The sequence below is a fragment of the Paraprevotella sp. genome, from assembly GCF_986071375.1.
Window position 1 is genome coordinate 12,393 of record NZ_CFQRNQ010000004.1, and the last position, 25,998, is coordinate 38,390.

Consider the following 25,998-nt stretch of genomic DNA (forward strand, 5'->3'; position numbering starts at 1 on the left):
TTTTGGGTTTATTAGAAGAATTAATTATGTACATTCCCTCCTCAGAAACGTTCAAAGTATTTCTCGATATATGGAAGCAAGATTTTGAATAATCCCACTATTCACCTCACATCATATTCTTTCAAATCCTATTAATTCATAATCCACAATTAACCAGACGTTTATCCCTACACGCCTGCTATCAATCATAACGCATCTTCATCTTTTCACATACTCATCTCTTTACCCGTCCACTGACCGAACCTGCCATCAAGCTTTCGACTTCTTTTACCGTAACCTGATTATAATCCCCTTTGATGGAATGTTTGAGACAGGATGCTGCTACAGCAAACTCCAATGCCTTTTGGTCATTGTCCGGATAAGTCAACAAACCGTAAATAAGGCCGCCCATGAACGAGTCACCACCACCTACACGATCCACAATATCTGTAATGAGATAGCTACGCGACTGCATAAAAGTGCGACCATCATAAAGAACACCACTCCACGTGTTTTGGTTAGCATTGATGGAGCCACGTAATGTCACTACCATTTTCTTGCAACGTGGGAACCGTCCCATCATCTGCTTGCATACAGAAGCAAATGAAGTTTGTTCCACTTGTCCTTTGGTCTGTTCCGCATCAAATCCTAATGGCTTAATTCCAAATACTTTCTCACAGTCTTCCTCATTACCTAAAATTACATCACTTTTGGCCACCAGTTCAGACATCACTTCTGTGGCAGTTTTGCCATAATTCCATAGATTATCCCGATAGTTGATGTCGCAGCTCACTGTAACGCCCATCTCATTAGCTGTAGCAATGGCCTGCCGACACATTTGCGCTGCATTCTCTGACAAGGCTGGTGTAATACCTGTCCAGTGAAGCCACCGGGTATCACCTAAGATTTCCTTCCAGTCCAACTGGTTTGGACTCATTGTGGCAAAAGCAGAATAGTCACGGTCATAGTATACTTGCGATGGACGTGCATTACTTCCAGTCTCCAAAAAAAGAATCCCCATACGCTTACCACCACGTTGCACGTGAGAAGTTCCAACCTGATAGGAACGCAACTCACGCAAGCATTTTTCTGCCATGGGATTTTGAGGCAGACAGGTGATATAGTCTGTAGGAATACCATAGTTGGACAATGACACAGCCACATTGGCTTCAGCCCCAGCAAAACTTACATCCAACTGATGGGATTGCACCAAGCGCAAATAATCGGGTGCTCCCAAACGAAGCATAATCTCCCCAAATGTCACAACCTTATTCATCATTGATATAAACTTTTGTACATGATTTCAGCAATCTGGAAATCTTCTTCCCAATCAATGTCTTTGGAATGCAATTCATCCATAACATACAAGAAAGGGGTCTTTCCTATTCGATTACCTTGTTCTATATATACCTCCCGCCTAGCTAAAAACATAGCATGATTTATTTCATACAGTGGTTCGAGATCTTGTGTGCGAGGCCAAGGAAGATTAGTACTATTATTAACCAATTTTCCAGACTTATCCAAGAGAAAGTTTTTTAATTCCTTTACACTTACCAATGAATCATATCCGTTGTTCAATCCTGCCAGATAACTCTCAATGGCAACATCATAAATATTTGCATCGACAAGTGGTGTTGTCACATGCCCCCAAAGAATGTGTTCAACCTCTGTAATAGTAGGTACATAACGAATCAAATCCTGAAGGTTCGTACTACTGAGACATAAATCTTCCGGACGAGGAATGATGCGTAATCTTTTGTCACTACAATACTTTTTGGCTATAGTCATACAGATTTCGTCGTTGGTGGACAAAATAATTTCATCCAAATGTCTCGTGGCTACCAACTGCCTAATCTTGTTTTCTATCAATCCACCCTCTATTCCAGCAAAAGGACGCGTATTCTTATTGCGAACTCGTTCGCTTCCTTTACGAGTTGGAAGGAAAAAAGCTATTTTATTTCCCATGGTTACAGAAATTGATAAATGGATTCTACTTTAAGTGATTTATATAGTGACGGAGTAAGTGAACGTAACTCAACACCTTGCGCATCTTTGAAAGCTTCGAAAAGGGTCTTATTTTCATTGGTTAACTCCATCTCTTTCTCAGAAAGCACCTCACCTTTATAGCCATCATATCCGATGATATTCACCTCTTTTGCTACCATGGCAATAGCAGCCTGTAAGGCCAATGTAGTACACGAATCAAGATATGACTGTGTGAACGTAATATTATCCAGTTCATAGGTCAACCGTTCGGCATAGGGTGGTACTTCTGTACCCATACGCCGAGGATAGGGAGCTAGCAGGCATACTCCATTGAAGTCTTTTTCTGATACATTTCGGCTTAAGCGTTTAGCTTCGTTACCCACCAAACAGTAATACTTTGGGTTTGAAAGGTCATTGTAAAGAGCTGCATAACGAGATGTTACAAAAATGAGTGGCATACTGGGAATGAGTGCGGCAAACTGCTTCACAGCTTGTTGATGCACCAAACATGAATTTCCACCGCCCACAATCAACACCCGTTCTGCAGAGTGTGCCTTGAACAAGGGATAACGGGCATTGTCTTTCTGGTTGTTCTTCTTGTTATCCAATGCCCTGACAATACTGTTGAAACTATATGTACGATTGGAAACCCACTCCATTACTTCTTTCTGTGGTAACGAATTGGCACCGGAAATCATATACGGTAGGTTGGTTCCCCACCGGTAGTTTTCATACAATGTATGGAATGCAGTAATCACTTCACCAAGCACATTGAAATCTACAGGGAACCCACCTTTGTTGAGGTAAGTTAACAATAGTTCCATGTTCAGATTTCCAGCACCACGTCCCATACCTAGGATGGTTGCATCCACATAATCGGCACCGCATTCAATAGCTGTTAGTGTATTGATAAGCCCCAGTTGCATGTTGTTATGCCCATGAAAGCCTATGGGTACAGTGGTTTTCTGTTTCACTACCTCAAACAAACTTCTCACATCTGTAGGAGTTACCCCACCGAAGGAGTCCACCATACAAAACAAATCGACCACTTGATCTAGTTGCCTCAACTTGTCCAAGAATCCTTCGTACTCGTTCCACTTAGACATATACATGGTGTTAAATCCAACTTCAAAACCCTGTTTCTTCACCTCTTTGGCCAAAACCAAAGCACGGTCAAAGTTCTTCGGATCAATGGCAATACGCACCATATCTACCAAGCCCTGAATCGGTTTCAGGAGATTATCCAAATCCTCCAAACGGGTACTCTTCTCATTCAACATCACCACAATCTTTTTGCAACAATCCTTGCGTAAACGACGTAGCGTAGACACCGGCGAGTAGCCAAATTCACCCAAATATTCTTTGGAAGGATTATTGCGATAACCCACTTCTAAATAGTCTATAGGAAGTTTGTTCATCGCTTCGATATAAGCACTAACCACTTGTGAAGGAAAATCCCAAAGTGTATAATATCCTCCATCACGTAATGTACAATCTAGTAATTTCATTTCAAATATTATAAGCACTCACCTTTTGGACATCCCCCTTTAATTAAAGGAAGGAACTAGTGCCCTAAAACTGAGTTATGTTAAATAATTAATAAACGTCTGATTTTGGTGTACCCCTGTTTTTCAGTCAGAACATCTAAAATAAGATTAAAATTCAGTTGACATTTAATTTTTATTAGCACTCATACTGATGGTTGAGGAGCATAAGCATTTCATAGTCACGGTTTTCTACAACTATCTAAGAAAAATGTAAAGGATAGAAAAGGCAATGTTAAGTGGGCTCACACTCTTTTTTAGCCCAGACATTGAATAATGCAGAAACTAAGTAACAATACCTGACGCAACAAGGAATGCTTGACACACCTACCTCTCCAAAAGAAGCCAATACAGCAGAACCACTATGTCATACCATGACCTATCTGGAGTTATATAGCAGTTTCTTTTATCCCTCGTTATTCAAATATGATTTTATTCCGTTCTTTATTCCTCAACCTTCCACTCTTCCACCCCTTTGGTATCAGACGAAAAGTTCACACCTACGAGGAACACCTTCCGGCCATCTTTCCGGTAAGGCTCGGCATAGCCTTTCTCATGAATCTGTCGCAAAGCCTCGTCGGCACTGCCGTCGAGTTTGATTTCCATCACATAAATGTAATCCGTCGTTTTGATGACGATGTCAATACGGCCGCGATGGGTGGTGCGCTCCACTTCGGTATAAAAGCCCATCATCTTGAAGATGACATACATGCAGTTCTGAAAGTAGAGTTCCATCTTGCCCATTACCTGGTAACTGTTATCGGCAAACATCGTCTGCAAACGTTCCATGAAAGCTTCGGCATCGCCGCGCTCTACCTCTTGGATGAACTTTTGGATGAAGAACTCCGATTCACCCCTTTCTTTCGGGGCGTAATATGGCAACAGGTAACGCACAAATCCGTTTTCCACTTCCTGGTTCGGAAAGCCTAACTTATACATTCTGAAACGTTCGTCATATCCTTTAATGGTCAGATAACCACTCTGATAAAGCAGAGGAACCGGATTCCTATGTACGGAATCTATGCTGTTCAACATATCCGAGGTTTGTTCCTCGTGCGCCAAATGGTTCAATTCATAATTCGTACGTTTCAGAATCTCCACCAAGAAAGAGGGAGTGCCCGTTTCAAACCAATAGTCATTGAATTGTTTGTTCTTCAACGCATTCAACAAGCTGAACGGATTGTACACCCCTATGGAATCTCGATCGAAATGATAACCATCGTACATTTCTTTTAATCGGTCCAGTGTTTCTTCATAAGTCAGTCCGTTACTTTCCGCCATCTCCTCCACCGCCGGTTTCAACCCGCTGTGCAATTCCTCTTCCGTGATACCGCAAAGTGAAGCCCAATTGCGATTGAGCGAAATATCTTCCAGATTGTTCAAGTCGCTGAACACACTGAGTTTACTGAACTTTGACACTCCGGTTAGCAAACCAAACTTGATATAGCGGTCTTGCGTCTTGAGCACGGAATAAAACAAACGGAGAATGCCACGCAACTCTTCCTGAAGTTCGTTGTTGCCGATGTTCTGAAGCAACGGCTTGTCATACTCGTCCACCAATATCGCGACCCTGTGACCTGTCTTTTCGTAAGCACGCTGCACAACTCCCTTGAAGCGCAAGCCCACGTTGCGTTCCGCTTCCACTGCCCCATACTCTTGCTCCCATGCCGTCAAGGCCTCGTTCAACGTATCTAAAAGCGATTGGACACTTTCGTATTTCCCGGTGTTCAAGTCGAGATGAAACACCGGACATTCCGTCCAATCCGTCTCTAGCCGTTCCATGGCTAACCCTTTAAACAACTCCTTTTTCCCTTTGAAATAGGCCTCGATAGTGGAAACCAACAATGATTTGCCAAACCGTCGCGGACGGCTCAGAAAATAATAGTTACCGGTATCCACCATCTTATAGATAAGCTCCGTTTTATCCACATATAGATAACCGGCCTTTATCAGTTTTTCAAAACTCTGTATGCCTATGGGAAACCTCATCTTCACAACCTGTTTAAATGATTCTTCCACAAAGATAACGGCCAAAGAAGAATAAACCAAACATTTCTACCTCTTTTATTATATACGTGATTTATCCTGTACGGGAAGTTCCCTCAAAAAAGCCTTAGGTATATAGGCCGAAGCCAGAAAGCATATCGGCTGCAAATCCACGATGACACACGTCTGACGGTCTATACGGGCCACTCGCCCCACTACGCCCTTGAAATCCCCTTCGGTAATCACGACTTGTTGGTCTTTCTTAATCCGGAAATCAGCCGGCGAGACGGCACGGATAGACTCGCTCCCTCCGATGGTGAAACGAATAAAATTGACCATTTCCTTGTGGGGTATAACCACCACGTCATTCAGCCCGTTTTCATTCAAAGACGTATGGTCGTACATGAAATGGAGGCTTACGGGCATCTTGTCCTTTCGACGGGATTCAGATTTCAATGGGAATGACACCAAACGGCGAGCCGTGCACTCGTCCGTAAACACGAAAACAAGATTGGGCAAGAGGGATTTCTCTACTTTCTTCTTCTCTCCTTTCACCATCTTCAATGTCTTCCGTTTCGGCACATACACCAAAACGCCCCGTTTCTTCAACAAGTCTTCAGCCTCCCGTTCACGTCCATACGTAGCTCTCAAAACATACCATCGGCATTCTTGCGGAAGACCGTGCGTCGGATGCAGGACATACTCCAAGGACACCCCGGTCCCGCATCTTTGCGAACCGGCGGCTGTGACGGGAGGCAATCCCTCACTCGGAAGACGGCTACCGCTTTCTTCCGGAATACTGGCTACATTAATCAACGTATCCATCACACCTTGGCACGGAAGTCCTGTGTGACGACACAAAAAAAGCGTGAGACCGTCGTTACTCGTCCCACCCTAAGAGGCTCTGGTATGCCCATCACTGTTGAACGAGCAACATCCAGAGCCCACGCCGATATGAATATAACTTCTCCCTTTACGACACAGTGCCCCGTATCGAAAAGGGATGCGCATATATACACATCCCGAGGACATCTACTGTTGCCTCATCCCTGACAGTGATTGAAATTTACCAGATTCCTTAGAGTCAAGAACAAGACGTCACGTAAACGCCTTTAATATGTCGCGAATCTCCGTCCCCACCCTTCCCCCGCATAAGCGGTTCGGCGCAGGCTTCCGTCCGTTTTCAGCATCCCTGACAAATTACTCCGTCAGGACAAGCTTCGCACGAACCCGGAAATTCTGCGGCAAAGATAATTATTTTTTCATTCCGTTCAAAAAATTCACCTTTAATTAACTCATAAACTTCAGCGATGCCGTCTTGGTCCCATCGAAATGCGAAAACAGTCCGAAAACGTCAGGCAAACGACTTTCCGGTGTACGGCAAACGTTCGAGCAATCTACTGAGAACTTTTTACGGATGTCCTGCAGGTGATGTTCCTTCCCCACCCCCTTCATTATGTTTTCATTAAAAAAGGGTTCACATCCTTCATTCTATCTAATAATCAAACGATTAAGGTGAACCCTTCACTCAAACAGCCTTCACAAGGGGTTCACCGAAAAAATGCGTTCCACACTGTGGCACAACGCTTTACGGTGAACCTTCAGCCGTCATTCACAAAAAAGAAAAATCAAATGCCCTTTATGGTTCCCGTACGAAAAAACTTTGTGCCATTTCATCCATCTCTTTTCGGAAAGGTTCACTCGTGGCCCACTGCACGATGGTCATGCACCGTAAAGGATTATCCTTATAATATCCGTAAGTGGTACGCCTCGCCTCAATCCATTTTCCATCCTTGAGGGAAATCCGTTGAGGGCTACTGACTTTCACAAATTCAACCCCGTTCAGAACGACCGTTTCGCAAGTACACCCCACAAGCAAATGCCCGTCACCGTCACATACGCTCAGCTCTAAAGCATCCCTCATCCCTTGGGCATCCGTATCAGCCGTAGCATCCGAATACTCTATAGTCATCCAGTTCAACCCGTTTTCGATGCGGAAATCCGACCATCCATCCGGCTTTCTATGCCAATTGGACGGATAACGGAAACTGAAACCACTCGCTTCATCGCTGAAAGGAATCCAGACATCCTGATCTGTCATGGTCCAACCCTCTACTACGGTATACTCCCTATTCTGCCCCATACCATCCTCTTCAGGATGAATACCCGTTTCTCCGTTTTCCACATAGGCTTCCAACTGCCCACTCCGCCAAGCTTCGCGCACGTCTTGGTAATCGGGAGGCATTCCGTGTGTCAAGGCGGAAAACCAACAGACAAGCTCAGACAACAAGACGAACTCTGCCAGACAAGCCACAACCATCCGTTTGCCCTTTTCACGCACCTTATCTGCCACTCCATATACCACCCCCAACAAGAATCCTGCGACCAACCCTCCTGTATGCGCAGCGTTATCCACATTATTATCCCCTATCCCATACAACAAATTATACAAAATAAATCCTCCGATGGCAATGAGCAAAATCTTTCGCCAGGAAGATTGGCCTTTATAAAACAACAAACGGGCAAACAAAGCACCATACAGGCCGAAAATTGCTCCGGAAGCCCCTACACTAATCCAGTCTGCATGGCAAAACAAACCGGCCACCGAAGAATAAAGCCCTGCAAGAGAATAGACCATGACGACCCTGAGAGAGCCCAACATAGGTTCCAAAAACAAGCCTACGAACAAAAGGGCATATACATTCATTATCAAATGTATAAGGCCGGAATGTACAAAATTGCAAGTCCATACACGCCAATAATCACCTGTTAAAGTCAACGGGCCAAAATTGGCTCCCCAATGCAACAAACTGATATTATCCGGCTCCAACACCCCCACGCCGGTCAAACACATCACGAAAAACACCAGTATGTTGCACCCCAAAAGCAACGGAATAGCCCAAAAATCCCTACGAGGAATGAAAAAAGATAGAAAAAAGCCTTTTCCGGGCTCGGCAGCACCTGCCAACACATCCCTATCCATATTTTCGAAGCTTCTTTCCCCGCCACTGCCTGATACCAACCGAGAAGACTGACTCGAACCCATATCAGGATCAAAAGCCTTGTGATTGTCCATCTGCAAATCCACCCTCAAAAAAACGCTGCCATATCCCAATCCTAAAAAACGGTGTAGCAACACCTCACAGGATGGAAAATGGCAGCAAAACACCAAAAATCAAACTTTCTCTTTATTCCTTTATAATATGTTCACCGTCCTCCGCAATATGATAAGATTTGGTCAACATATTGGAAGACTTATGCCCCACCGTAATAAAAGCATCACCTTTTTCTATCTGGTAGCTTCGCACATAGCCCTCTTCCCCATATCCGGACGCCTCCAAAGCCTCTTTACAGAACACCGGCAAGTTCTCCACCAGTTTGGACACGTCATTGTAGGTGAAAAGCATATCCTTGAAGCCGTCATAAGTGTCAATCACATTATCGTCATGATCCGAAATCACCATGTCCTGTTTATCCAGTTTGTTACGGACATCCTTATTGTCGTACCAACTATATTCCGCCATCTTGTTCTTATCTTCCGGCGTCACGATTTGTATCGTCACACTCGTAGAAGGATTGCCCGGCTTGTAATTCAAATAGGTATAAATCTCGGCAAACTCTGCCGTTTCCTTTTTTGCCTTGGCCAATTCCAACAATTCATCTATCTTCCCGTCCAACTCGCCGACATTGGCTCCGATAATCGTGTCCGACGGCGTAGTGGTGGCATTCTCTTTCATTTTATTCACAAAATCACATGATGCCATCGTAACGGCAACTACACATAAGGCCAAAACTCCTTTCCAAACATTTGTTCCCATAGTTCCATTTTTTAAAAGTTATCACTCTACTTATTTGTTTGCGAAAGTTAGCGTTTTTATACTTAATAAAATTACCCCCCCCGGATATTTAACACAAATTTAACAATGCAAGTCTGACTTTCTAAAAAAGGAAGTATAAAGCATGCTTCCGGAAACTTAAGCCCCATATTAATAAACGGGTAAATCATTGGGGTACTCAAAAAACTTTTGTAATTTTGTCCCAAATATCGAAATCAGAATAAAAATGAATGTTTTAGAGTTAAGTGAACAAGAAATCGTAAGAAGGAACAACCTGAACGAACTCCGTGCCTTGGGCATCGACCCTTATCCGGCTGACGAATACCCGACAGATGCTTTCTCGACCGACATCAAAGCCGAATACAATGATGCTGCGGAAGAGAAACGCCAAGTGTGCATCGCGGGCCGTATCATGAGCCGACGCATCATGGGCAAAGCCTCTTTCCTCGAATTGCAGGACTCCAAAGGGCGCATTCAGGTGTACGTCACCCGCGATGATATTTGTCCCGGAGAAAACAAGGATTTATACAATACCGTTTTCAAGAAATTACTTGATTTGGGAGATTTCGTCGGTATCAAAGGCTTTGTTTTCAAGACTCAAACAGGAGAAATCAGCGTGCACACGCAAGAACTGACGGTTTTGGCCAAGAGCCTTAGGCCACTCCCCATCGTCAAGATGAAAGACGGCGAGGTATATGACTCTTTCGACGACCCGGAACTGCGCTACCGCCAACGTTACGTGGACTTGATTGTCAACAGCGGCGTAAAGGAAACATTCCTGAAGCGTTCGGCCATCCTGAAAACGTTGCGTGCCGCCCTGGACGAAGCAGGCTACACGGAGGTGGAGACACCTATCCTGCAATCCATCCCGGGAGGAGCCAGTGCGCGCCCGTTCATTACCCACCACAACTCGCTCGACATCGACCTGTATCTTCGTATCGCCACGGAACTTTACCTGAAACGCCTCATCGTAGGCGGTTTCGAAGGTGTGTACGAAATCGGGAAGAACTTCCGCAACGAGGGTATGGACAAGAGCCACAATCCGGAGTTCACTTGCATGGAACTTTATGTACAATATAAGGATTACAACTGGATGATGGCGTTTACCGAAAAGTTGCTCGAGCGCATCTGCATCGCCGTGAACGGGGGCACGGAGAGCGTGGTGGACGGAAAGACCATCAGCTTCAAAGCTCCTTACCGTCGTTTGCCCATCTTAGAGGCCATCAAAGAAAAGACAGGATATGACCTGAACGGGAAGAGCGAAGAGGAAATCCGCGAGATATGCAAGACCCTGAACCTGGAAATCGACGACACAATGGGTAAAGGCAAACTTATCGACGAGATTTTCGGCGAGTTCTGTGAGGGTACTTACATCCAACCGACTTTCATCACCGACTATCCGGTGGAAATGTCGCCGCTCACCAAGAAACATCGTAGCAATCCGGCGTTGACCGAACGTTTCGAGTTGATGGTCAACGGTAAGGAATTGGCTAACGCTTATTCGGAATTGAACGACCCGATAGATCAGGAAGAGCGTTTCATCGAACAGATGCGCCTGAGCGAGAAGGGCGACGACGAAGCGATGTTCATCGATCAGGATTTCCTGCGTGCCTTGCAATATGGCATGCCCCCCACTAGCGGCATCGGTATCGGCATCGACCGTCTGGTCATGCTCATGACGGGCCAGACCACGATTCAAGAGGTTCTCTTCTTCCCGCAAATGCGCCCTGAAAAGAAAGTACCCAAGGACAGTGCCGACAAATACGCTGCCATCGGAGTGCCCGAGGCACTCGTGCCCGTGCTGCAAAAAGCCGGATATAACCTGGTAAGCGACATGAAGGACGTCAATCCGCAAAAGCTACAGCAACAAGTGGGAGAGGTCATCAAGAAATACAAACTCGACATCGAAAAGCCATCTGTCAACGACGTGGCCGAATGGATTGCTAAAATATAACAACCGGAAAATATGGGAAATTGTGGAACCATAGCCATCATGGGGGGCGGTAGCTGGGCTACCGCCATCGCCAAGATGATGTTGGAGCGAAACGATTCCATCCATTGGTACATGCGACGGGAAGACCGCATCGAGGAATTCCGCCGCCTGGGGCACAATCCGGCTTACCTGACCAGCGTGCATTTTGACGTAAACCGTATCCACTTCTCTGCCGACATCAATAAAATAGTGGAAGAAGCGGACACTCTGATATTCGTTACTCCTTCACCTTATTTAAAAAGCCACCTGAAAAAACTCAAGACTCGCCTGCGCGACAAGTTTGTCGTCACAGCCATCAAGGGTATCGTGCCCGACGAGAACTTGGTCTGTTCGGAATATTTTCATCAGGTGTATAACGTGCCCGACGAGAATCTGGCTGTTTTGGGAGGGCCGAGCCATGCGGAAGAAGTGGCTCTGGGACGGCTTACTTATCTGACCGTGGGATGCGCCGACTTGGAAAAGGCGCAAAACTTTGCCGACATGATCAGCAGCGAATACGTCAAGACCAAAACCAGCGACGACGTCATCGGCATCGAATACGCTTCGGTGTTGAAAAACGTCTACGCCATTGCAGCAGGCATCTGCAACGGCCTGAAGTATGGAGACAACTTCCAGTCTGTCATCATGTCCAACGCGGCACAGGAGATGAACCGCTTCCTCACGGTAGTACACCCCATCGAACGGAATATCATCGATTCGGTCTATCTGGGCGACCTCCTCGTCACGGGATATTCCAACTTCAGCCGCAACCGGGTGTTCGGCTCCATGATAGGCAAGGGTTACAGTGTGAAAAGCGCGCAAATAGAAATGGAAATGATAGCCGAAGGATATTACGGCACCAAATGCATGAAGGACATCAACAAATGCCTCCATGTCAACATGCCGATTCTGGATGCCGTATATAACATCCTTTACGAACGTATCTCGCCGAGCATCGAGATAAAACTGCTCACCGATTCATTCCGATAACTCATTATTGTTTTTTAATAGCGTAAAAAGATGAAGAATATTCAATTAGACATCACAAAAGCATCACAGTTTCTGAACGCTGATGCCATCGCGGCTTACGAGCCGAAGGTGAAAGCCGCACAGGAAGCTTTGGAAAACGGCACTTGCCCGGGTAACGATTTCTTAGGTTGGCTGCACTTGCCGTCATCCATCACCTCTGACTTCATTGGCGAACTGAATGCTACGGCACAGGTACTTCGCGAGAATTGCGAAGTGGTCGTAGTAGCCGGCATCGGCGGAAGCTACCTCGGCGCACGCACTGTCATCGAGGCTTTGAGCAACAGTTTCCAGTGGTTGCTGAACGATAAGAAGAACCCGGTCATCCTGTTTGCCGGAAACAATATCGGCGAAGACTATCTGGCCGAGATGTGCGCCTACTTAGCCGACAAGAAATTCGGTGTCATCAATATTTCCAAGAGCGGCACGACCACCGAAACGGCTTTGGCTTTCCGCCTGCTGAAGAAGCAATGCGAAGACCAACGCGGCAAGGACATGGCCCGCAAAGTCATCGTGGCCGTAACCGATGCCAAGAAAGGTGCCGCCCGTACCACGGCTGACAAGGAAGGATACAAGAGCTTTATCATCCCCGACAATGTGGGCGGACGTTTCTCCGTACTCACTCCCGTAGGCTTGTTGCCTATCGCCGTGGCTGGTTTCGACATCGCACAACTCGTGGCCGGTGCCGCCGACATGGAAAAAGCTACTGCCGTGGACGTACCTTTCATGGAAAACCCCTCGGCCGTATATGCAGCCTGCCGCAATGCTTTATACGCCGAAGGCAAGAAAATCGAAATCCTGGTAAACTACCAGCCTAAGTTGCACTACCTGAACGAATGGTGGAAACAGCTGTACGGAGAATCGGAAGGCAAGGATCAAAAAGGTATTTTCCCGGCTGCCGTGGACTTTACTACCGACCTTCATTCCATGGGACAGTGGATTCAGGACGGTGAACGCACCATCTTCGAGACCGTCATCAGCATCGAACAGCCCAACCACAAGGTGCTCTTCCCTTCGGACGACGAAAATCTGGACGGCCTGAACTTCCTGGCCGGAAAGCGTGTGGACGAAGTGAACAAAATGGCCGAACTGGGTACGCAACTGGCTCACGTGGACGGCGGTGTGCCCAACATGCGCCTGAGTGTCCCCGTGCTGAACGAATACTACTTGGGACAAATCATCTATTTCTTCGAGAAAGCTTGTGGTATCAGCGGTAACCTTTTGGGCGTAAACACCTTCAACCAACCGGGCGTGGAAGCCTATAAAAAGAACATGTTCGCCCTGCTAGACAAACCGGGTTACGAAAAAGAAAGTGAAGCCATCCGTGCACGCTTAAACAAATAAGCCCATGTTTGAAACTGAAAAAGACAAATATTTAATGAAGCACGGCTTTGGGGCGACGAGCCTTAAAGCCGTGCTCTTTGATATGGACGGGGTCCTCTTCGACTCCATGCCCAACCATGCGTATTCCTGGAGCCACGCCATGACGCAGTTCGGACTTCATATCACACCCGAAGAGGCGTACATGCACGAAGGGCGTACAGGAGGCGGTACCATCGACCTGCTGGCACAACGCTGTTGGGGACGTAAAGCCACAGAAGAGGAAAAACAGACCATCTACAAAGCCAAGTCCGACGTGTTCAGCCGTTGCCCGGAAGCCCCGCAAATGCCGGGCGCTTACGAGCTACTGAAAAAGGTAAAAGCCGGCGGTTTCACTCCGATGGTCGTCACCGGTTCCGGACAAATCAGCCTTATCGACCGGCTGAACCATAATTTCCCAGACATTTTCCGGCGAGAACTGATGGTGACCAGCTTTGATGTAAAATACGGCAAGCCCAACCCTGAACCTTATCTCATGGGGTTGGAAAAAGCCGGTATACAACCGTGGGAAGGCCTTGTGGTGGAAAACGCCCCCTTGGGTGTACAAGCCGGAGTTGCCGCCGGCATCTTCACCATTGCGGTCAACACAGGCCCGTTGCCCGACAAAGTACTGCTCGATGCCGGAGCCGATTTGTTGTTCCCGTCCATGATGTCGCTTTGTGAACACTGGGAAGAAATACGAAAGACTTTCGCCTGACATTTTTATCCAACTATAGTATGACATTATCCGAATTATTACAAAACGACCGGTTCGCCCAGGCGGCCGGTGTCGAAATACTCGACATCCGTCCGGGATATGCCAAAGCCCGGATGGAAGTCACTCCGGCGCATCTCAACGCAGCCGGAGTCTGTCAGGGAGGTGCCCTTTTCACGTTGGCCGACCTTGCTTTTGCCGCAGTAGCCAACAGTTACGCACAGGTAACCTTGTCCTTAAGCGCCAATATCACATTCTTGAAAGCTGTATCCTCCGGATGGCTTTACGCCGAAGCACGAGAGATACACCATCACCCACGCATTCCTTATATAGAGGTAAGAATCTGCCAGGAAAAAGGTGATTTAGTGGCTATCCTCAACAGCACAGGTTACCGGAAGAAAGACGTATTACCTATCAACAATCCATCCGATACGGAACGACCATGAAGATCCTGCTAATTGAAGACGAAGAGGAGTTGCGGAATACCGTCAGGGAATACCTCACACGTGAAAAATTCATCGTGGAGTGTGCGGAAGATTATGCTTCTGCCATGGAAAAAGTGAACGATTACGATTATGACTGTGTCTTATTGGACATCATGCTGCCCGGCGGAAGCGGGTTGTCCATTTTGGCCCACCTTAAACGGACGCGCAAACAGGAAAGTGTCATCATCATCTCGGCCAAAGACTCCATTGAGGACAAGGTGGAAGGGCTTGACCTCGGTGCCGACGATTATCTGGCCAAACCATTCCATCTGGCTGAACTTAATGCACGGGTGAAATCCCTGCTGCGCAGGAAAAAGGCCGGAGGAGACACCAGTATCGTACTGGGCAACCTGACTTTAGTGCCCGACACCCGTAAAGCAACCGTAGATGGGAACGAGCTGAACCTCAACCGCAAGGAGTTCGACCTGCTGTATTATTTCATCAGCAATCCCAACCGCCTCATCAATCGCATGGCATTGGCAGAATCCGTATGGGGCGACCACATTGACCAGGCGGACAGCCTTGATTTCATTTACTCCCAAGTGAAGAACCTGCGAAAGAAAATGAAAGCCGCAGGCGCACAAGCTGAAATAAAAGCCGTCTACGGCTTCGGTTATAAACTGGCATTCGATATGCCGTAAATCTTCCAGTCCGCCCATGAAGTTATTGCGTTATACCCACTTTAATCTCTCTTTCCTCCTTTTTTTGTTATTAGGCGGATGGGGAACCTTTTTCTATTACACCGTCATCGACGAAGTAATGGACGAGACCGACGATGCCCTGGCGAATTACCGGGATATTATTGTGGGGAAAATTCTGGCGGATTCTACTCTTTTAGATACCGAGGATAAAATCATACACAGCTACAGCATCCGTCCACTCGCCACGGAAGAAGTCGAGCACTATCGCGACCGGTACTATGACGGTACGGTATATATCGAGACTGAAGATGAATATGAACCCGTACGTATCATGAAGTCCTGTTTCATGGCTACCGACCTGAAATATTATGAATTGGAACTTCGGCTTTCTACTTTGGAAAGGGATGACCTGATAACGGCCATATTCAAATACCTTGTCGCACTCTACATCGCATTGCTTTGTTGTATCATCTTCAGCACACGCCTTATCCTGAAGTCCGTGTTCCGTCCGCTCGACCGCCTGTTGGAATGGCTTGAAAACGTATCACCCGGACGCCCGGCACCTTATTTGAATCCGGATTGCCGTATCCGGGAGTTCCGTACCCTGAACCGTGCTGCCCTTGAAATGCACGAACGAGCAGAAAAAGCATACCGTGAACAGAAGGAATTCATCGAAAACGCCTCCCACGAACTGCAAACCCCGTTGGCTGTCATCAACGGTAAGTTGGAGTTATTGGCCGAACATGAGAATCTCGATGAAGAGGAACTGAAAACCATCGACGATATGTTCCGCAGCCTGCACCGTGCCATACAGCTCAATAAATCCCTGCTCCTGCTTTCACGTATCCAAAACCGGCAATTCGAGGAAGTTGCAGAAGTAGACATGAACCGGCATGCCCGGCATATTATAGGACTCTTGTCTGACTTGTACGAAAAAAAAGAATTGGACTATCACCTGTCGGACACGGAAACCTGCCGCATCCGTATGAACGAATCACTGGCTCATACTTTATTGACTAACCTCATCAAAAATGCCATCATACATAGCCCGGACCATGGACGCGTAGACATCGTTATCCATTCTGCCCGAATCGAAATCATCAACGATGGAAACCAGGCACTTGACAAACAACAAATATTCAAACGTTTCTATAAAGGTAATGCCGGACAAAAGGAATCGACCGGATTGGGACTGTCCATCGCCCAATCCATAGCCAATCTTTACCATATAAAACTCACATATTATCATGACGGACGACACCACTTCGTGTTAAAAATTGCAAAGCCATAGAACTTGAAGTATAAATCCCAAATCTTTCCAGAATCAGGTATTTCCTTTGCGGTTACAATAGCATTACTAACCATTAAAAGAACTTACCGTTATGAGAAAGATGTTTGCCATATTGCTTTTGGGAATGGTCATCGTAACGACAGCTTGCGCTGACAATGATGTCATCACCCGTAATTTAAACGATTTGCCTGTTCCGGCACGTACGATTCTAAAACAGCAATTTGCCCATACTAAAGTTTCGTATATCAAAATAGACAAAGACTGGTTCAAATCGGCCACCTACGACGTACAGCTTGTCAACGGTACGGAAATATCCTTCGACAGCAAAGGCGATTGGACCGAAGTAGACGGAAAAAGGTCTGAAGTTCCTGCTTTTTTTATCCCGGCTCCCATCAAGAAACAAGTGAACGACATGTTTCCCGGGGAAAAAATCACCAAAATAGAAAAAGACAGCCGTGAGTATGAAGTGGAACTTACCAACGACGTAGACCTCAAATTCGACCGGAAATTCAATATCCGCGAGATAGACTGAAAAAACGAGATTTTCACAAGAATATAAACCTTAAAAAAAACAAAACAAAATGAGAAAGAATATATGGAAATGGGGGCTTTTCATCTTATTGCTCGCCCCGGTTATGACCGCATGTAAAGATGACGATGAGGATGACTACAACTTCCGGAATGATCCACACATCATCCAAACGGTAGAAAGCCGTTATCCGGGAGCACAAATCGTGGAAGTCGAGCGTACCTACCGAGGATATGAAATACAAATGTGGCTGAACAACACAGAAGTGGACATGCACCTCGACCTCAACTATCAATGGCTTTATACGGAATTCGAGGACATTGCATGGACATCCCTTCCCGAAGCCGTTGTCAACAGCTTTACGCAAAACGGATTCACGTTCAACCCACGTGAAGACGATGTGGACCGCATTGAATATCCCAACGGAACAGAAACGTCCATACAATACCGTATCGAATTGGACCGTGAACCTACAGACATCATACTCTACTACAATGCGGACGGAAGCCAACACCCGGGAAGTGGATCCGACCCCTCGGCACAAATCCCACAGGAAGTACGCCAAATGGTAGCGGCCAAATATCCCGGTGCCAATATTATTGAAATGGACCGCACTGCAAAAGGCTACGAAATACAACTGTGGCTGAACAACGCAGAAGTGGACATGCATGTAGATACGAATTACCAATGGCTGTTCACAGAGTTTGAGGATATGGCATGGACATCAGTTCCTGAAGCCGTAGTCAACAGCTTCACACAAGAAGGTTACACGTTCAATCCTCGTGAGGACGATGTGGACCGCATTGAATATCCCAACGGAACGGACACAGGTATCTATTACCGTATTGAATTGGATCGTGAACCGATGGACCTCATTCTGGTTTACAATCCCGACGGCAGCAAACGTTCATAAGAATATTTCCTTAAGGAAAGGGTCACTCCCTGCCGGTAAAGACATGCCGGCAGGGAGTGTTTTCATCCTCCTCCTGCTTACCGATACACCTGTTTGCCATCCTTATACTCGAACAACCGTTCCGCTTCTCCCCTACTCAAGTCGCGGAGTAACAAAAGCGCATGTTTCGGCACATCCTTGAAAAGTAAAGAGTCTGACGTGGCTGTTTGCCGGGCAAACGGCCTCCATTTCCCCTCCCGGCAAACCCAAAGCTCATACAAATCCCCCTTACGGACAAAATTATCCCGATTACGGGGTGTATAGACAATCTTCCCTATATGCTTTCGCTCGCCAAGGTCGAGTCCGGCCCATCCCCCGTCGGCGAAAGGATAATCATACGATGTGTCCGTATGCCCGTCGAACACATTGAAATAAGAATGGTCGCCTGCCGCACCGTCTTCCGGACCCAAGACTTTTCCGGCCAACGGCACCGTGTCATTGGCAGACGAATAGAACCCGGCCTCGGAGATATTCCCATAACCACCTGCCGGACCGTAATACCTCACATAACGGTATGCTTTGGAGGAATCTGTTTTTACCATTGTGCAAAGCCTGCCCGGAATCTCACGAATCAGGAGCAACGTGTCTTTTTGTTTGAAAGAAGGCGAATTGCTGCCCTCAAACACCCCATTGACCATCCGTCCCAAAAAGAACTCCCCAAGCATTCCGAATTTGCTCAGCAGAACGACATCTTCTGTTTCTTCCCGTGCCTCATAAAACTCCATTTTCCCGTTCTCCTTCCCTACGCTGAAAGGTGAAGACACCGGATCCAATTTGTCATGAGCCGCGTCATAAACCGCCAGACAGTAAATGGTACCTCCGTGACAATCCTTAAAGACAGCATTGGAGCCGTCATATCTTGTCCATCCCACAGGTTTCCAAACATAGCGGTCGGACATGCAAATGTAAACGACCTCGCCCCTTTTCACGTCCCGGACGAAATGCCGTTTCCCAACGGATAAAGTAAAAGCCTTGTCCGTGGCATACAGACGGGTGACATCCTCGAAGAATGGATAGCGGAATACAGGATGCACACTATCCAACGGCAACTGCAACGAATCCGTCATGGCACGGTTCAGGCTGAACCGTTGCCTGAACACTTTTCCATACACATCGTCATAGACTTCGGCTTTCAGCAAACGGTGCCACCAATAAAACATGGAAAAATACCAAGTCTGTCCATGTTGGTCTACCAAGAAGTTCCAGTAATGGGGCGCGTTGTTGTTACCACGCATCGGAAGTTCCTCTATGCCGCAAGGGATTCCCAACGCCCTGTAAATGTATACTAGCATGTCGCACAAGTCCAGACAACTTCCGCCCCTCCAGTCCGCTATCCTCGGACCGATACGCACGCTCGTCGCCATTTCGCCCGTGAAATGGAAAGGTGCCCGGAGCAGGCTGTCCAAAACAATGTGGGCGGCAAATGTGGGGTTCTCTATTTGAGGGTCATTCTTATACTTCTCGATAATAGGCATGAACTGGTAATACAATTTTTCCCGCCACGGAACCAATTCCTCGTTTCCTATGCGGTAAGGCGGTATATACTCACAGAATTGCTCGAACGAAACGTTTTTGCCCCACGGCTGTTCCCTCCATACCTTGAAGGCCCATTCTATATTGGAAACCAAAAAGCCGGGTTCCATGTCCACGTCCGCTTTCCATCGTATCTGCTGCACGTTTTTGGGCTTTCCGCACAACCTTTCCGCCGAATCCAACGCCTGCCGGTACGTGTAACGTCCCGTGCTGAATATATCGTATGCCTTGTACATGGACTCCAACTCCCCACTGTCAGCCCCTTGGTAATATGCCATATGTCTATCAGGAACAAAGCCGCCTCGTATTTCAACGAATCTTCCTGATATAATTCCAATATCCCCTTCAAACCGGGATTTTCAGCCAAAGCCATTTCGCGGACATGTACCCTTTCCGAACGCCTCGAACCCCAAACGGCATAAACCCCAACCGCAACTATCACGATGACTGCCGTAACCGCCATCTTCCCAACAACCGGTTTTCTTATCTTCATAAGTTTCATAGCTTTTTCATCATTCCGTCTCGCGGCACCGTCTTTTCACCGTGCCGCACATCCTCCAATATTTCCTTTTTAATCCGTTGCACGTCCGGAGAATCCACCTTTATCCTTTTCCGGGCTACCACGTCTGCCACAGAATCCGCCCTATCCGGCTGTCTTCCGGACTTGTATGCGTAATACAGTCCCTCCAAAGGCGCAAACCTGACGGGGCACATCCAATGGGCCTGTTCATAATGTCGCACGGCTTCGCCATACTTCCCGGCCGCCCGGCAAATGTCCCCGGTCAGGAGGGACAAGTTATACGAGGGCCATAACGCCCGGCATTCCCTTGCCGTCGACAACGCCTCCTCATAACGCCCGGCATAAAACTGTTCGGCGGCATAATTATACAGGAAAGAAGCGTCATGGCGGTAATGCCCGTACAAACCCGCATACCGGGGCATCATTTCACGCGAATGCCCGCGCAAGGCCTGACGGGCCACCCGGCTCCATTCATATTCATAAGAATAGGCAACGAACACCTTTATCAACGCCACGACCGCTACCACAATTCCGGCCATGCCTGCCCAACGCCAACATTTTCCATCCATCCTGCCTCGTCCAAGCATACCGCTACACATACGTCCCACGGCCGCTATCCCTATCACCGAAGCCAACGGATATTTCAACGGATAGGAAAACAGGGCAAAAACGACGCATGCACACAAAGAAACAGCCAACATGCGGGAAAAGATGTCGCGCCTCCGGAACAATCCGGACAAAAGCCAAGCCAAAGCCCCCAACGACAATAATACGCCCGGCAAACCGCACTCAATCCATACCCATACGAACTCGTTCAACGGATGGTACACCTCACTGGCCAACCACGCATGTCCGCTATCGGCATGCGCCTTGAAGTAGTCGGCTTGCCGGGGCATATACTCCCGCAGGAAACCGCCGGGGCCATATCCGGCAAAAGGCCGTGCCTGCACCAGTTCCCATGAACGTTCCAATATGAAACGGCGTCCGTTGGTGGAATCCGTCTTGACCACCGAAATGCCCCAGGCCAGACCAACAGCCAACACCGCCAAAATCGTCAGTTTCATCATACGATGACCTTGCCACTGTTTTTGCAACCACAAGGCTGCATACAATGCCAAGCATATCCATCCGGTACGGGAACCCGTGCATAATATGGCTGTCAAAATGACCAAAGCACATACGGCAAGGGCAGAACGGAACCAAAGCCTTCCCGGGCACCTTCGCCACAAACAGGCATGGAACGGCAAAGCGGCGCAAAGGCAGAAAGCCAACCCGGCAGGGTTGTCGAACGTGCCGGATGCCACCATCCCTTCTTGTCCACCCCAGAACATCCGGACTATCGCATACACGGCCTCCAAGAAAGCCACGCCCACTAAGGCTTCGCAAAACGCGTCTTCCACGCGCCCCCACCGCCCAAAAGCCCGCCGTCCGGAACCTCGATGCCTGCAGGCCACAAGCACCTGTATCCCGAATGTCAAAAGCACCAACAGCCCTACGGCTTCGGCCAAGACCCATTTCGGCCTTAGCCATTCCTCCGAAAAGCCCCTTACCGGTGGAAAGAAACAGGCGGCAAACAGGCACAGGAACAAGTAAAAGTAAACGCCTGCCCCGTCTGCCACCTGCTTTCCTTCGGGAACACTTCCCCTGATATGTTGGCCGCTTCTCTCCATTACCATCGTTGCATCTCTTTTTCCGCCTTCAATATACGGCGGAACCGGTCACGGAACATCGTTTCGTTTTTCATGTCGAGCGTTTGTTTGAAGACCAACCCGTTGCGGTCGAAAGTCATCTGCTTGCCACTGCTGTAGAAATGGAACAACTCCTGTAGTTTGAGGTAACTTTCGCCATTTTCTATATGAACGATTGGTGCAGACAACTCTTTTCTTATTTGGGCGAACCTGTTTTCATCCGAATACGCCTCCCCGTTGACTATCGCGATGATTTGCAAGTCCGGAAAACTTTCATAATCTGCCATGATGTTCTTCACGGATGAATTGGAACAAAAGCTCCAATCCCCATTCGGGTCTGAAAGCCAAACCACCTGCACATACCGGCCTTTATACCTATTTAAAATAGACTTCATCTCCCGACAACCGTCCCCTTCCGGTATTTCATAGACCCATGAGGCCGAGTTCCCGGACAAACGGTTCAATTCCTTTATTTTCTCCTTAAAGTAGGGGTAAGTCAGATAGGAAGAAGACAAGAAGTCCACCAACCTTTCGCGTTGTCCTACACTCCATTCCCCTTGCAAACCTGTAATTTTTTGTGTGAGGTAGGCTTGCACAGCCCAAGGAGTCCCCTCTGCGCCGGTCAGTTCGCGCAAAAGGTTCACTTGAAGGCTGTCTTTTTCTATTTCTACTTTCACATAGTCCAAAGGTTCTGTTTCAGAAGAATTATCCCAAAAAGCATACATATCAAGGAAAGCCATCATATATGTCATATCGATAGACGGAGGATACCCCAAACTATAAGGCAAGAAAGAAAGCGACGGATCATCCAAAGAAAGGATGTTCAACACCTTATAGGCTGAATAATCATAACCTGCATAATCTTCTTTTTGCACCTGCACTTTTCTCGGGCGTTCCACCTTTTCTTCAAACAACCGGCTGGCCATGTACAAATAACGGTCTGTCAATTCAAACCTTTGACGGTTCTTCAAAAGATGCGTCTCCCATGGAGAAAGCTTGTACTTCCATGCCACATAGTCGCAAAGCCGCATGTTTTCCGCCACACTCTCGTCCACATTCTTCAGGAAATATTCAGTGTCCAGGTTCCGTCCATAATCCGACAAACGTTCCCATCCGTAACAGATGAGCGGCACGTCCTGATGTTTCAACAGGTTCTCATAACAGCCTTTCGGATGGCTACTGGCATAGTCCACTGTCACATTACCTTCCCGCACCCCTTTCACGGTGATGTCAAGCGTATCCCCGGGACGGACATAGAAAGGAACAGGCAAGTTTCCACCTTCCATCTTCATTTCCGCCCACACCGGATGGTCCAAAGAAAGTTCTGCATAGAATGTCCCGTCCGGCTTCAAAGCCGTGCAAGGGCGATTTATGGGATAAGGGGCAATCTCCCTATGTCCCAAAAAACTGACATCAAAGAACAAAATACCATTATTCCAATCCCGTGAATATTCCTCTATCTTGCCGCGCACCACGGCCTTTCCCTTTCGGAACATCTTCTCGGAGGTCTCTTCCGCGTCCATCACTTCTTTGGCCTTTGGAATCTTCACCTTGGTCTTGGCTGCGTGGATGCCATAGATGCGGAACATATCCTTGTCCGTTCCTTCTATCAGGTCGAATATCTTCGTGTCCTTCGGCATCGGTTCGAAGAGCAGACGGAACTCCAACAGCCCGGCTTTCGGAATATAGCATTTCTCGCCCAACGCCAACCCTACAGCCCCCTTCACGGGATAGCGTGCGTCCTCTTCATCGCTCAGGTACGTGGACGGTGAGAATTGGAACCAGGCATTGATTTTCCCCTTCGCCGTGCAATACATGACCGTGGCCGTGTCGGACAGCACCACCTTGTCTATGCCCACCATCCCCGCATTGGAATAGAAAGACTGCAAACGCGTATAGGCCACTTCACCTTTTCCTAATAGCGTGGTTGGCAGCAATGCTGCCACCAACCACAAGATTTTTTTCCTGTTCATCATTCTTCTTTTTCTAATAATTCACGTAAACTCCGACGGAACTGTGTCTCATTTGCCGTGTAAAGCGGCGTAGACAACATCTCCCCTTCTCGGTTCAACGTAATATCTTTTATATAATTAGGAAGTCGAAGTTGCGCACGCAAAATACTGCTTTCTTCAAAATCCAACCAATAACAGTCTTCCTCCGGCAAATACGCTTTCACAAATTGCTCGAATTCCTCTTTAGTACATGTATTGGCACTGAACAAAAATACGAACTGCAAATCTTTATGGTTCCGGAAGTCGGGTATCAAATTGACCATCCGGTTATTCACGAAATCAAAACCGCTGTTTCCGGGTTTCATCCATTCCATCTGCACATATTTTCCTTTATACTTGTCCACAATCGGCTGTAATATCTCAAGTGACTTTCCGTCCAACTTTGTTACAGCCGGAAGCGGCTGGGCATATTCGGAAGCCAAATCCCATATTTTCCCCTTCAAATAAGGATTCGTGAGGCAAGCTGCCCTATGCTCCACTACTTCTTTCCGCCCTTCTGGAGTCAGAAAATCAGGCAAGTCACAGACTTTGTTAACGAGATAAGCTTGAACCAAATAAGGAATCTCCTTAAACCCCATGATACCCCTAAGTTCCTCCACTTGCAAGCTGTCCATCAACCTCAGCCCTTCCACATCCGACCAGTCCACGTCTCCCATCGAAGCCAAAGACCAAGCATCCGTCATGGGCTGCATGTCCTTCATACGTGACACCATTGCGCTAAAATAAGGAATAAAGGACATGGACGGGTCATCTGTGGGCATCTCATTCAATACTTTGTATAAGGAATAATCATTGCCTTCGTAAAAATCCCTCCGCAGTTCCTCGTTAGGCGGGAAATTACCATACCTGCTCGACAGCATCCAGTTGGCCAACACGGTTTGGTTGATAACCACTGCCATCTGTTGGCGGGCTTTCAGGAGGTGAGCCTCCCACGAAGACAGCCCGTATTTCCACACGAAATAATCACAAAGCCGATTTCCCGTTTCCAACGTCTCCTCCGTCATAGCCCAAAACTCTTCATCGGTAAGCGTCTTCCAAATCTCTCCCTTACGCTCCCATTCGGCATAGACTTCCGGCATCTTGCACTTCAGCAATTTCTCATGACATCCTTTGGGATGGCTGCTAGTGTATTCTACAGTCTCAATCCCATCCCCCTTCGCTTTTATCACCAAGTCGAGCGTGTCGCCCGGACGCACATAGACCGGAATATCCGGCCCATACCCCGGCTTCAGTTCATCCCACACGGGATGCTCCAAGGGCCACTCTATGCAAAAAGTGCCATCCGGACGAATCAGTGTGGACGATGAGTTTTCGGGACGGCTTCCTAACGTATTGTCGGTCACCGCCATGACACCATATCCCCACCCGGGGTTGTAGCCTTCTATCTTGCCCCGTACCACGGCCTTACCTGTCCGGAACATGTTTTCCCCGATTTCCTCTGTATCTACTTCTTCCCGAGCCACAGGTATCTTCACTTTCGACTTGGCATCATGCAGACCGAACCAACGTGCCATATCACGTTCTTCCCCCTCTATCATATCGAATATCTTCGTATCCTTGGGCATAGGGGCAAAAACCAACTGGAACTCCGTCCTCCCGCTTTTAGGCATGTAAAACTTCTCGTCCAATGTCAATCCTACAGCCTTTCTTACGGGATACTCCACAGCTTTCTCGTCACTCAAATAAGTGCTCGAAGCCATTTGAATCCAAGAATAAGGTTTGAAACTTACGGAAAAATGCACCACCGTAGCCGTATCGGACAATACGACCTTCTCAATATTCCATCCTCCTGCATTATTGGAATACAGAGACTGCAAACGGGTGTAGACTACCTCACCTTTTCCGAATAAAAAGGTCGGCAACATGCAAGCAAGAAAAAAAGCCTGCATTTTAATGAATGCTGAACTCCTCATATTTTTCTCTTTTTAATATGCATACCACTCC

Annotated in this window: 20 protein-coding genes; 9 read left to right on the forward strand and 11 right to left on the reverse strand. The window is 47.5% G+C overall.

The genetic code is table 11. The annotated features are described in order from the left end of the window. Window positions 1-214: 214 nt before the first annotated feature. The 7 genes from AC5RDV_RS03395 to AC5RDV_RS03425 all read right to left on the reverse strand — a co-directional run bounded on the left by AC5RDV_RS03395 (window position 215) and on the right by AC5RDV_RS03425 (window position 9,313). Window positions 215-1,258 (reverse strand): sugar kinase, encoded by a 1,044-nt coding sequence (locus AC5RDV_RS03395; RefSeq protein ID WP_282747990.1) that lies wholly within the window; start codon window positions 1,256-1,258, stop codon window positions 215-217. Continuing rightward, the gene (locus AC5RDV_RS03400) at window positions 1,255-1,944 is read right to left on the reverse strand and encodes an acylneuraminate cytidylyltransferase family protein (protein ID WP_118147773.1); all 690 of its coding nucleotides are present in this window, start codon (window positions 1,942-1,944) and stop codon (window positions 1,255-1,257) included. Before AC5RDV_RS03400 ends, AC5RDV_RS03395 begins: the two co-directional genes overlap by 4 nt. 2 nt (window positions 1,945-1,946) lie before the next feature. Further along, window positions 1,947-3,473 (reverse strand): aldolase catalytic domain-containing protein, encoded by a 1,527-nt coding sequence (locus AC5RDV_RS03405; RefSeq protein ID WP_282747991.1) that lies wholly within the window; start codon window positions 3,471-3,473, stop codon window positions 1,947-1,949. 480 nt (window positions 3,474-3,953) lie between these two features. Then, complete coding sequence (locus AC5RDV_RS03410) at window positions 3,954-5,498, reverse strand: ATP-binding protein (RefSeq protein WP_282747992.1); 1,545 nt, start codon at window positions 5,496-5,498, stop codon at window positions 3,954-3,956. Between the two features lie 78 nt (window positions 5,499-5,576). Beyond that, window positions 5,577-6,320, reverse strand: a complete 744-nt coding sequence (locus AC5RDV_RS03415) for a UpxY family transcription antiterminator (RefSeq protein WP_282747993.1) — start codon at window positions 6,318-6,320, stop codon at window positions 5,577-5,579. Between the two features lie 814 nt (window positions 6,321-7,134). Then, complete coding sequence (locus tag AC5RDV_RS03420) at window positions 7,135-8,583, reverse strand: rhomboid family intramembrane serine protease (protein ID WP_282748035.1); 1,449 nt, start codon at window positions 8,581-8,583, stop codon at window positions 7,135-7,137. A gap of 100 nt (window positions 8,584-8,683) precedes the next feature. Continuing rightward, window positions 8,684-9,313, reverse strand: coding sequence for a hypothetical protein (locus AC5RDV_RS03425; RefSeq protein ID WP_008628559.1), 630 nt, complete (start codon window positions 9,311-9,313; stop codon window positions 8,684-8,686). A gap of 244 nt (window positions 9,314-9,557) precedes the next feature. On the opposite strand from AC5RDV_RS03425, the gene lysS reads away from it, so the two are divergent. The 9 genes from lysS (at window position 9,558) to AC5RDV_RS03470 (ending at window position 18,262) form a co-directional block, all read left to right on the forward strand. Beyond that, window positions 9,558-11,285, forward strand: a complete 1,728-nt coding sequence (lysS, locus tag AC5RDV_RS03430; protein ID WP_008628560.1) for a lysine--tRNA ligase — start codon at window positions 9,558-9,560, stop codon at window positions 11,283-11,285. A gap of 12 nt (window positions 11,286-11,297) precedes the next feature. Beyond that, window positions 11,298-12,293, forward strand: a complete 996-nt coding sequence (locus AC5RDV_RS03435; RefSeq protein ID WP_008628561.1) for an NAD(P)H-dependent glycerol-3-phosphate dehydrogenase — start codon at window positions 11,298-11,300, stop codon at window positions 12,291-12,293. Between the two features lie 30 nt (window positions 12,294-12,323). After that, on the forward strand, window positions 12,324-13,673 hold the full coding sequence (locus AC5RDV_RS03440; protein WP_282747994.1) for a glucose-6-phosphate isomerase: 1,350 nt from the start codon (window positions 12,324-12,326) through the stop codon (window positions 13,671-13,673). A 4-nt stretch (window positions 13,674-13,677) separates the two neighbouring features. Further along, complete coding sequence (locus tag AC5RDV_RS03445; protein ID WP_008628563.1) at window positions 13,678-14,406, forward strand: inorganic diphosphatase; 729 nt, start codon at window positions 13,678-13,680, stop codon at window positions 14,404-14,406. A gap of 20 nt (window positions 14,407-14,426) precedes the next feature. Beyond that, window positions 14,427-14,849 carry a PaaI family thioesterase gene (locus AC5RDV_RS03450; RefSeq protein ID WP_276788365.1) on the forward strand — a complete coding sequence of 141 codons (423 nt, stop codon included), beginning with the start codon at window positions 14,427-14,429 and terminating at the stop codon, window positions 14,847-14,849. Continuing rightward, entirely contained in the window at window positions 14,846-15,529 is a 684-nt protein-coding gene (locus AC5RDV_RS03455) for a response regulator transcription factor (protein WP_008628565.1), read from the forward strand. The genes AC5RDV_RS03450 and AC5RDV_RS03455 overlap by 4 nt, the downstream gene beginning before the upstream one ends. Window positions 15,530-15,545: 16 nt before the next feature. Beyond that, window positions 15,546-16,820, forward strand: a complete 1,275-nt coding sequence (locus AC5RDV_RS03460) for a sensor histidine kinase (RefSeq protein ID WP_282747995.1) — start codon at window positions 15,546-15,548, stop codon at window positions 16,818-16,820. Between the two features lie 91 nt (window positions 16,821-16,911). Beyond that, entirely contained in the window at window positions 16,912-17,352 is a 441-nt protein-coding gene (locus tag AC5RDV_RS03465) for a PepSY-like domain-containing protein (protein ID WP_276788367.1), read from the forward strand. 49 nt (window positions 17,353-17,401) lie between these two features. Continuing rightward, window positions 17,402-18,262, forward strand: coding sequence for a PepSY-like domain-containing protein (locus tag AC5RDV_RS03470; protein WP_282747996.1), 861 nt, complete (start codon window positions 17,402-17,404; stop codon window positions 18,260-18,262). Window positions 18,263-18,339: 77 nt separating this feature from the next. On the opposite strand, the gene AC5RDV_RS03475 is transcribed toward AC5RDV_RS03470, so the two are convergent. The 4 genes from AC5RDV_RS03475 to AC5RDV_RS03490 form a co-directional block, all read right to left on the reverse strand. Beyond that, window positions 18,340-20,112 carry a hypothetical protein gene (locus AC5RDV_RS03475; protein ID WP_282747997.1) on the reverse strand — a complete coding sequence of 591 codons (1,773 nt, stop codon included), beginning with the start codon at window positions 20,110-20,112 and terminating at the stop codon, window positions 18,340-18,342. Window positions 20,113-20,332: 220 nt separating this feature from the next. After that, complete coding sequence (locus AC5RDV_RS03480; RefSeq protein ID WP_282747998.1) at window positions 20,333-22,030, reverse strand: O-antigen ligase family protein; 1,698 nt, start codon at window positions 22,028-22,030, stop codon at window positions 20,333-20,335. Further along, window positions 22,024-24,018 carry a hypothetical protein gene (locus AC5RDV_RS03485; RefSeq protein WP_282747999.1) on the reverse strand — a complete coding sequence of 665 codons (1,995 nt, stop codon included), beginning with the start codon at window positions 24,016-24,018 and terminating at the stop codon, window positions 22,024-22,026. Before AC5RDV_RS03485 ends, AC5RDV_RS03480 begins: the two co-directional genes overlap by 7 nt. Further along, entirely contained in the window at window positions 24,015-25,967 is a 1,953-nt protein-coding gene (locus AC5RDV_RS03490; protein WP_282748000.1) for a hypothetical protein, read from the reverse strand. The genes AC5RDV_RS03485 and AC5RDV_RS03490 overlap by 4 nt, the downstream gene beginning before the upstream one ends. Window positions 25,968-25,998 lie beyond the last annotated feature (31 nt).

Bases quoted from the DNA above. Each gene is read 5' to 3' on its own strand.
- AC5RDV_RS03395 (WP_282747990.1), bottom strand. From the start codon at position 1,258: ATGATGAATAAGGTTGTGACATTTGGGGAGATTATGCTTCGTTTGGGA.
- AC5RDV_RS03400 (WP_118147773.1), bottom strand. From the start codon at position 1,944: ATGGGAAATAAAATAGCTTTTTTCCTTCCAACTCGTAAAGGAAGCGAA.
- AC5RDV_RS03405 (WP_282747991.1), bottom strand. From the start codon at position 3,473: ATGAAATTACTAGATTGTACATTACGTGATGGAGGATATTATACACTT.
- AC5RDV_RS03410 (WP_282747992.1), bottom strand. From the start codon at position 5,498: ATGAGGTTTCCCATAGGCATACAGAGTTTTGAAAAACTGATAAAGGCC.
- AC5RDV_RS03415 (WP_282747993.1), bottom strand. From the start codon at position 6,320: ATGGATACGTTGATTAATGTAGCCAGTATTCCGGAAGAAAGCGGTAGC.
- AC5RDV_RS03425 (WP_008628559.1), bottom strand. From the start codon at position 9,313: ATGGGAACAAATGTTTGGAAAGGAGTTTTGGCCTTATGTGTAGTTGCC.
- lysS (WP_008628560.1), top strand. From the start codon at position 9,558: ATGAATGTTTTAGAGTTAAGTGAACAAGAAATCGTAAGAAGGAACAAC.
- AC5RDV_RS03435 (WP_008628561.1), top strand. From the start codon at position 11,298: ATGGGAAATTGTGGAACCATAGCCATCATGGGGGGCGGTAGCTGGGCT.
- AC5RDV_RS03440 (WP_282747994.1), top strand. From the start codon at position 12,324: ATGAAGAATATTCAATTAGACATCACAAAAGCATCACAGTTTCTGAAC.
- AC5RDV_RS03445 (WP_008628563.1), top strand. From the start codon at position 13,678: ATGTTTGAAACTGAAAAAGACAAATATTTAATGAAGCACGGCTTTGGG.
- AC5RDV_RS03450 (WP_276788365.1), top strand. From the start codon at position 14,427: ATGACATTATCCGAATTATTACAAAACGACCGGTTCGCCCAGGCGGCC.
- AC5RDV_RS03455 (WP_008628565.1), top strand. From the start codon at position 14,846: ATGAAGATCCTGCTAATTGAAGACGAAGAGGAGTTGCGGAATACCGTC.
- AC5RDV_RS03460 (WP_282747995.1), top strand. From the start codon at position 15,546: ATGAAGTTATTGCGTTATACCCACTTTAATCTCTCTTTCCTCCTTTTT.
- AC5RDV_RS03465 (WP_276788367.1), top strand. From the start codon at position 16,912: ATGAGAAAGATGTTTGCCATATTGCTTTTGGGAATGGTCATCGTAACG.
- AC5RDV_RS03470 (WP_282747996.1), top strand. From the start codon at position 17,402: ATGAGAAAGAATATATGGAAATGGGGGCTTTTCATCTTATTGCTCGCC.
- AC5RDV_RS03475 (WP_282747997.1), bottom strand. From the start codon at position 20,112: ATGGCATATTACCAAGGGGCTGACAGTGGGGAGTTGGAGTCCATGTAC.
- AC5RDV_RS03480 (WP_282747998.1), bottom strand. From the start codon at position 22,030: ATGGTAATGGAGAGAAGCGGCCAACATATCAGGGGAAGTGTTCCCGAA.
- AC5RDV_RS03485 (WP_282747999.1), bottom strand. From the start codon at position 24,018: ATGATGAACAGGAAAAAAATCTTGTGGTTGGTGGCAGCATTGCTGCCA.
- AC5RDV_RS03490 (WP_282748000.1), bottom strand. From the start codon at position 25,967: ATGAGGAGTTCAGCATTCATTAAAATGCAGGCTTTTTTTCTTGCTTGC.